Annotated in this window: 6 protein-coding genes, 1 tRNA gene and 1 pseudogene; 1 reads left to right on the top strand and 7 read right to left on the bottom strand. The window is 44.8% G+C overall.

Going from position 1 to position 7,585, the window contains the following annotated elements; translation table 11 throughout:
- Positions 1–251 precede the first annotated feature (251 nt).
- The 7 genes from V7K35_RS26175 to V7K35_RS26145 all read right to left on the bottom strand — a co-directional run bounded on the left by V7K35_RS26175 (position 252) and on the right by V7K35_RS26145 (position 7,101).
- Positions 252–2,696, bottom strand: coding sequence for an ATP-binding protein (locus tag V7K35_RS26175; RefSeq protein ID WP_335083016.1), 2,445 nt, complete (start codon positions 2,694–2,696; stop codon positions 252–254).
- A gap of 2 nt (positions 2,697–2,698) precedes the next feature.
- On the bottom strand, positions 2,699–3,769 hold the full coding sequence (locus V7K35_RS26170; RefSeq protein ID WP_335083014.1) for an AAA family ATPase: 1,071 nt from the start codon (positions 3,767–3,769) through the stop codon (positions 2,699–2,701).
- Positions 3,770–3,874: 105 nt separating this feature from the next.
- Complete coding sequence (locus V7K35_RS26165; protein ID WP_335083012.1) at positions 3,875–5,035, bottom strand: aminotransferase class V-fold PLP-dependent enzyme; 1,161 nt, start codon at positions 5,033–5,035, stop codon at positions 3,875–3,877.
- Between the two features lie 42 nt (positions 5,036–5,077).
- Positions 5,078–5,149 (bottom strand) — tRNA-Asn (locus V7K35_RS26160).
- Between the two features lie 142 nt (positions 5,150–5,291).
- Entirely contained in the window at positions 5,292–5,843 is a 552-nt protein-coding gene (locus tag V7K35_RS26155) for an NYN domain-containing protein (RefSeq protein WP_335083010.1), read from the bottom strand.
- 294 nt (positions 5,844–6,137) lie between these two features.
- On the bottom strand, positions 6,138–6,815 hold the full coding sequence (locus V7K35_RS26150; protein ID WP_273769370.1) for an ABC transporter ATP-binding protein: 678 nt from the start codon (positions 6,813–6,815) through the stop codon (positions 6,138–6,140).
- Positions 6,816–6,828: 13 nt separating this feature from the next.
- Positions 6,829–7,101: a hypothetical protein gene (locus tag V7K35_RS26145; RefSeq protein WP_012410874.1), complete on the bottom strand. Its 273-nt coding sequence runs from the start codon at positions 7,099–7,101 to the stop codon at positions 6,829–6,831.
- Positions 7,102–7,406: 305 nt separating this feature from the next.
- On the opposite strand from V7K35_RS26145, the pseudogene V7K35_RS26140 reads away from it, so the two are divergent.
- Positions 7,407–7,585: pseudogene (locus tag V7K35_RS26140) on the top strand (photosystem II D2 protein (photosystem q(a) protein)); the annotation flags it as partial.

Here is a 7,585-nt window from a genome sequence, read left to right as displayed (position 1 = left end):
ATCCCTGTAGCGACATCCGTCATCCCTGTAGCGACATCCGTCATCCCTGTAGCGACATCCGTCATCCCTGTAGCGACATCCGTCATCCCTGTAGCAACATCCGTCATCCCTGTAGCGACATCCGTCATCCTTGTAGCGATGTCAGTGTAACGATGTCGGTTGCGACGATAACAATGAAAACTTTATTCTCCCTTACACCCATGTTTTTAAAAGTGGGTAGATTCTTCGCTTAGGGATTTCTAAATGTGATATTACTCTTCTTCTAGCAACTGTTCTACATATTTTTGCACCAAAGGCACTTGAAAAGCATTGCCTTCTATAGTCAAGATTTCTTTTCGCGCTAGTTTGCGGATAACACCTTTATCTTGTTGTGTGGGAATTTCCCCGTGGATTATCCGACGCAGGAGAGAGCGATCGCTCTCTGCTAAACTCGTCCATAATTCCCGAAAATACTGAACGCCTACCTCAAGAACTTGAGGAATAATCTCTTCGACATTTTGGGCAGTGGCTTTTACTGTATCTGCATTTCCCTGGTTGTTTCTAATATCGCCGTTTAGCGACTCCACCAATTCGTAACATACCAACTGAACAAGAAAAGGCTGACAGCGAGTCAGTTGGATAATTGCATCTACAGCAGTTGGTTCATATATATTGGTGAAGTTCTCCACTGGATGTAAAATCAAATCGCGGGCTTCTGACTCTTGCAGGTAGGTCATTCGCAAAGCACGGGTGTTAATTAAATAGTCACTCCAGTAATCGTCAAGTTCAGATAACTCGTGTGAACCACTAAAAAGTAAAATCCAGTTCTGGTGGTGTTGCAGCAGGTTACGAATAAAATTGAGTGGCGCACGGCTGCTTGTTGCTTTCACTACTTCATCCAGGCGTTCATATTCATCCAGACAGAGGAGAAATCGCTTACCGGAGTTGTTGCGTTCTATTTCTGCTAACCAAGTTTGCAGGGCGGGAAATGGATCTTCAGCTAGTTTATTGGCATCTGGATAAGGCAAGTTTACTGTGCGGGGTAATCGCCGTGCAGCTTCGATAATTTGTTGAGCTAAATTTTCAGCCAATCCTTTTAACGTTGTGGCTGATGCTGCACCCTGTAAATCTACCAGCAAAGGTACAATATCTGAGCCAATTTTATAAGGTAGATATTTCAGCGCTGAAGTTTTCCCTGTCCTCCGCCCACCATAGAGTAACAGCACTGGTGGTTGCTCAGAAAGTGTCAAAGTTTCAATTTCCCGAAATATATCAATTCGCCCTTTGAAACGATCCTTTGCTGTTTCGTAGTCTAGTGAATTACCAGCAATATAAACTTGTCGAATTTCTTTTGATTCCTGTGCCTGTTCGTTTAAAGTGCGCTGCGCCGTCTCTAGGATAGTTAGCCAGTTTTGTGCAGTGTTGCCAAAAGAGACAGCAACGCGAGCATTTTTTGTCAGAGCTAGACTTTGCCCCAGTTGGCGTAATGCGTTGATGGGAATATTCAGTAACTCATATTTACGATAAGGTGAAGTTGCTTCCTCTGATGCCTGTACATTCTGACTAATATCCAAAAATTGGGGCAGCATAGTGCCAAGTTCCTTTGGTGGTGGTGAGGGAATCCACGCTAGTTGGTTGGCAATCTCCACAATATCGCTCAATCTTTGACAACGATTGAGAATATCTACAGCAATACCAGAGATTGCCTGTGCTGCAACTTTTTGCTGATTGGTGGATGTAATTAGATAATTAATAGTCTCACGGGCAGCCATTGGGTTGCTTCTATAAGCTTCAACAATCATCACATCCATGAAAGGCAGAGGCAAAATAATCAATTCATCAAAGCGAGGGGGCAGATATCGCAAACAATTTACCCGCTTTCCGTTGGGAGACAACAAGAACAAGGTAAGTATCCACAGTAATTCTGGCAACCAGAAGTAAACCCGCAACACACCCAAAATCGACACCACGCCAAACGTCACGCCTGCCGCCACGCCTGCCGTTACGCCAAACGCCAAGCCTCCCAGCACGCCTACCGCCACGCCTACCGCCAAGCCTCGCCTCACGCCTACCGCCAAGCCTCGCCTCACGCCTACCGCCAAGCCTCGCCTCACGCCTACCGCCATGCCAAACGCCAAGCCTTGCGTTACGCTTACCGCCACGCCAAACGCCACGCCTGCGGCCACGGTTGTTCCCATACCAAATGCCACGCCAAACGCTATGCCTCCCGCTACGCCAAACGCCACGTTAAACGCCACGCCAACCGCCATGCCAAACGCGACGCTAAACGCCAGGTCTGATAAAAATATAATTGCAAAAAATATTGTAAAGGTAGCAACCAAGAAAATAACTAGTCTATTTTTATCACCACCACGATCTAGAAACCTTCCTATAAACCAGCCCACACAAACGCTACAGCTTGTTAACCAGCCAAATGACTCATTACTTGCCAAAGTGTAAACTGGTGCTACCAGCAACATGGCAAACATTGGAGCTACAGCAGTTAACCACCTGACTTGGCCAGCATAGCGACGTAGGCGGAGGTTAGTACGAAACTCACCCCGTTTATCAAAAGGGTTATCTCTCGGCTTCAGTTCTAGATGAATATCCCGCAGCCAGCGTTCAAAGGTAAAAGGCTTGAAGTAAGCCCAATACAAGAGCCGCACGCATTCAGCCACATAATTCAAAAAGCCCGATGTTGGAGACGTATTACTCACGGCTACTTTATCCCCAACTTGTCGCGCACAAAATCCCAAACTTCATTCCAGCGCACCACACCCACCAAAACCAAAACTGGAAAAAGCAGCATGACTAACCCAGTAATCCAGTTGCCGATATCACCTACAGTTACACCAATGAATTGGGGTATCTTACCTAGACGCACTGGTAAATCCCAAACTAACCAACGCAGCCATAATTGCCATCGCTGTCCGTTGGATGCGGATTTAGCTTTAGTAAGCTGTTGTTTAAACTGCTGTTTCGCCCACTTGATTGCTTTGCCTTGTTGACGTGCTTCCCACAAATAGGAACCAGCCAATTGCAACTTGTAAGGATGACGATCGCCCCATTGCTGGGCATGACTCTGTTCATCTACACTCAAAGCTGCACCATTTATAGAGCGAGTTGGTAAGCGCGACAGTTCAATAGCCTCATCTGTAGTTAGTTCTTTCAAATAAATAGTGTGACCAATATTGAAAAAACTAGAGACAAACCGATGCTCGTTAGCATAAACATCCAGTTGTTTACAGGAAGCCACCACTAGCATCAAGGCGTTGCTATCCATCAGCGATCGCAAATTGTCATAAAATCCATTATGGAATTTATCAGGATATTTCAAAAGGCTTTCAAAATCATCCAGACAGAGAACGGGTAGCTTTCCTTGCTGTTTCCATTCCTTAACCGCATCTGAAAATGCTTGACGATTAAGCGGTTTAATCCTCCAAGGATTTCGCAGTTGTAGTTGCCATCCCGGAATGTAACTTAGTAAGCCTTCAGCTACAGCCTCATAAAAACCCGTTTCAGTTTGGCAATCTACACCCCGTAACGGTAGGTAAATTACCACATAACGGTTCGCGTCTAATCCTCGCTGCTGCCAAGTCAGAACAAAATAATGCAGCAACGAAGATTTACCAATGTGCTTGTCACCAACTATATTTATACTTGTAGGCTGATCGCCCTTCATCCGAGATGCGATCGCGTGTAATTCATCTTTACGACCGACAAATAGTCTGGGATCTTCAATCATCCCCGCAGCCACAAAAGGATTGTCAGGCAGCGCTCCAGAAGCCATGTAAAGCGTTATCCTAGTTTCAGCAATTTAAGTGCAATCACTTAAAAGAATAGCACTTAGTGCAAAACAGACCCTTGATGCGATCGTCAGTTTCCTGAAACTAGATTAACCGGAGACTAACCCCTTTAGCACCTTTGCCAAATACTCATACTGTTCCGGTGTATTGTAAATCTGTGCCGAAATCCTTACCAACAGCCGAGGTTTTTCCTGCCACGGAATCATCGGCACTTGAATACCAAATTTATCAAACAACTCATCATGTATAGACATGAAATCGCAGTTTTCCAACATCGCAGGCAATGGCACAACCGCCATTGAACCAATCATCTCCTCTGGACAAGGCGGCTGCACTTCCAACGCTTCACAAAGTAACTGTCTTCCCTGCAACACTAGGTGATGATTTTGCTGCATCAATTGTGTCCACCCACCAGGTAGCAAGGAACCCATAAAAGCGATCGCTTCTGGTACACACATATAAGCTGTAGGATCGTCTGTACCTGTCCAGTCAAATTCCAACTGAAAACAGGTTTTATCAGTGCGTGGCGAATTTGTCCCGTGGCTAATTGTCAGAGGACGAATTTCTGACTGTTTATCTCGTCGCACATACAAAAATGCTGCTCCTTTGGGCGCACACAGCCATTTATGACAATTCCCGGTGTAATAAGTTGCGCCAATTTCTCGTAAATTGAGAGAAATCATTCCAGGCGCATGGGCACCATCTACCAATGTATCTACACCCCGTTGTTGCAACTCTTTCACCAGCTCTTGGATTGGGAAAATTAACCCTGTCTGGCTGGTAACATGATCCAAAAGTGCTAATCGTGTTTTTGGTGTAACTCGCTCAATTACTGCTGCCACTACTTGCTGCGGCGAGTCAATGGGGAAAGGAATTTTTGCCACCACCACCCGCGCACCAGTGCGACTGGCAACAAAATCAAGTGCATTGCGGCAAGCATTATATTCGTGGTTGGTTGTGAGTATTTCGTCTTCTGGTGAAAATGTCAGCGACCTTAACACTGAATTAACACCAGTCGTTGCATTGGGGACAAATACCAAATCTTGAACATCAGCACCCACAAACGCCGCCAGCTTACTTCTGGCATCGTCTAGCAGCGGTTCCCATTCTCTACCAAAAAAGCGTAAGGGTTCTTGTTCTAGCTGCGATCGCAGTCTTTGTTGAACTGCCAGCACTTGTTTAGGACAAGCACCAAAAGACCCATGATTCAGAAACGTCACAGCTGGATCAAGCGACCATAGATTATTCAAGGATAATCTAAAATCCAAAATTTAAAATCCAAAATTACTAAACTCCCCAGGCTGGATTCGAACCAGCGACCAATCGATTAACAGTCGATCGCTCTACCACTGAGCTACTGAGGATCACTCACGATTTATAATATTAAGGCTAAAAATAAGATTTGGCAAGTACTTTCGCCAATATTTTTTTCGATGCTCTTAATTAGAGAATTTTGCAGCCAAAATCCATTCAGCAACTCAAGCAGACACTTTTAAATACTAATATCTACTGTAATCCCATTCGTAATTCAACCAGACGCTGCCGCGCCTTAGCATCAATAGCATTAGCTAAAAACCTACTTTTAGATTGTTTGCGCGTATGATACTTCTGTCGCATCCGACAGACGGTAGCTTCCACTTCCCCACAGAGTTGTTGTGCCGACAACCATTCAGCTCCATACCCTTGTATCATCAACTGCTGTGCCCGATCTGATGTAGCAACAATCACACGAGAAATCAAACACAGGGCTATTTGCTGGCGCATAGAGGCACAAGATTTTTCAATATAAGTATCTGCTGTTTGCCCAAAATCAGTGTAATAAACAGATAAATGCTCAGTAATAATTTCTTTATTACTAGAAGAAGTCTGATATTGGGCATCAAAAACTATCTGAGTTGCATAACCTTGAAAGGCACTATAACCAGTCATTGCTTCCACAAGTTCACCCCGTGCTGCCTCTAGCCCAACACTATCACGCGTTTTTTTAAGGCAAGGCCAAGCGCCAATTATATTGTAGCCGTCTACTAACAAAACGGCTTCGAGTAAGGAACGGGGCATGGTTTTTAATCACAATTTTCTAGAGTTAACAAAATTCATTCATAAGTTTTATAATAGTTGATGCATTGTCTGTAACACCATGTTACAAAAAATAAAAAATACGGTAGCCTCACAAAACTAAAACTTAAGACAGACGCACCAACTTAAAACGCGCCTTTGTTTAAAAGGCGCGTTGTAGTTCTTTTTCAGTAATGGTGAAAATGAAGAGTACTAAGTTAAAAGACCACCAATAAAAGGCGGAGTATGTACTGGGTGTGAAAGTCCTGAGTACTTTTTACTTCACTGGGCACTTAATTAAGAGGCTTCGCTGTGTACCTGCATCAGACGTTGTTTGAGGCGTTGGGCTTCACCCTTATCTACCAGAGAGCCTTCTTCTAGCAAGAAAGCGCCGTCACAGTAATTTAACTCGTCTAATCGATGTGTCACCCACAGGGCTGTAATACCTCGACTTTTGACCAGACGGCGCACACCAGCAACTAAATCCAACTGACTATCTGGATCTAGTAAAGCAGTGGGTTCATCTAATAATAAGACTTCGCAGCGACGGGCGATCGCGCCTGCGATCGCTACTCGCTGTTTTTGTCCCCCAGAGAGTGCATAGATAGGGCGTCGTTGGAAGGCAAGCAAATTTACCGCCCCTAGCGCCTCCTCAACCCTTGCTCTAGTAGCAGCAGGTGGCAACTTTTCTTCCACCAATCCAAAAGCCACATCAGCACCAACCGTTGGCATTACCAGTTGATGATCTGGATTTTGGAAGACAAAGCCAACGGGGTGTAAAACCCGAATTTTCCCAGACTCAGGAGCTAATAACCCCGCCAGCAGTCTAAGTAACGTTGATTTCCCGCTGCCATTTGTACCCAAGAGCATCCAAAACTCACCCTTGGGTACTTCTAAAGAGCAAGATTTGATCACTTTCTCTCCATTAGGCCAACTGAAATTTAAATCCTTGACCTCAATGCCCACTTGAGCCATTTGTCAACCTTGGTTACTCAGCAGCTACAGCGAAAAAGCCAGGTGGTCTGCCACCACCTGGGGTTGTACCATCTTTCTGAACAATCTGCACCCCAGAAATTTCACTAGCGCGGACAGCAATTTTTTTCTCTGTCTTGCCCTCGCACTTGAGTTCTACAATGTCAGGGTTCCCAGAACGGATTGCTGCCAAAATTAGCTGATAGACAGCCTCAGCATCCTCTGCTGACTTACGTTGTACTGAGATCGGGAAAGCAGTGTTTCTGATGCTTAAATCGATGGTAAACATTTAGCAATAATCAAATTTAACTGTAGGACTCATTTTAGCGTCAGCTGAGTGATTCTAGGGAAATGGGCATTGGTTATTCTCCTCTGCCCCCACCTCTTTAATTTGACCTCATCTGGATCAATAATTAATTTTTATGACAAATCCCCTAGAAAAATTAGCGATTTACACCTAATATGATTAAAGGTTCGTAAAAAATTGTAAACTTGGTTAACAACCGGTTAACTTTCTGCTTATGGATGGCTTTTATATAGCCGTCTATAATATAGATACAACCTGTACTTATAAACATTTGGAGATTTGCTCTCATGACCATCGCAGTTGGACGCGCCCCCAGTAGAGGGTGGTTTGACGTTTTAGACGACTGGCTCAAGCGCGATCGCTTCGTATTTGTAGGTTGGTCAGGGATACTACTGTTCCCCTGCGCCTTCCTAGCACTAGGCGGTTGGCTGACCGGCACCACCTTCGTCACCTCTTGGTACACCCA

This window comes from Nostoc sp., from assembly GCF_036917275.1.
Classification (GTDB): domain Bacteria; phylum Cyanobacteriota; class Cyanobacteriia; order Cyanobacteriales; family Nostocaceae; genus Nostoc.
This window is presented reverse-complemented; position numbering and strand designations above follow the sequence as displayed.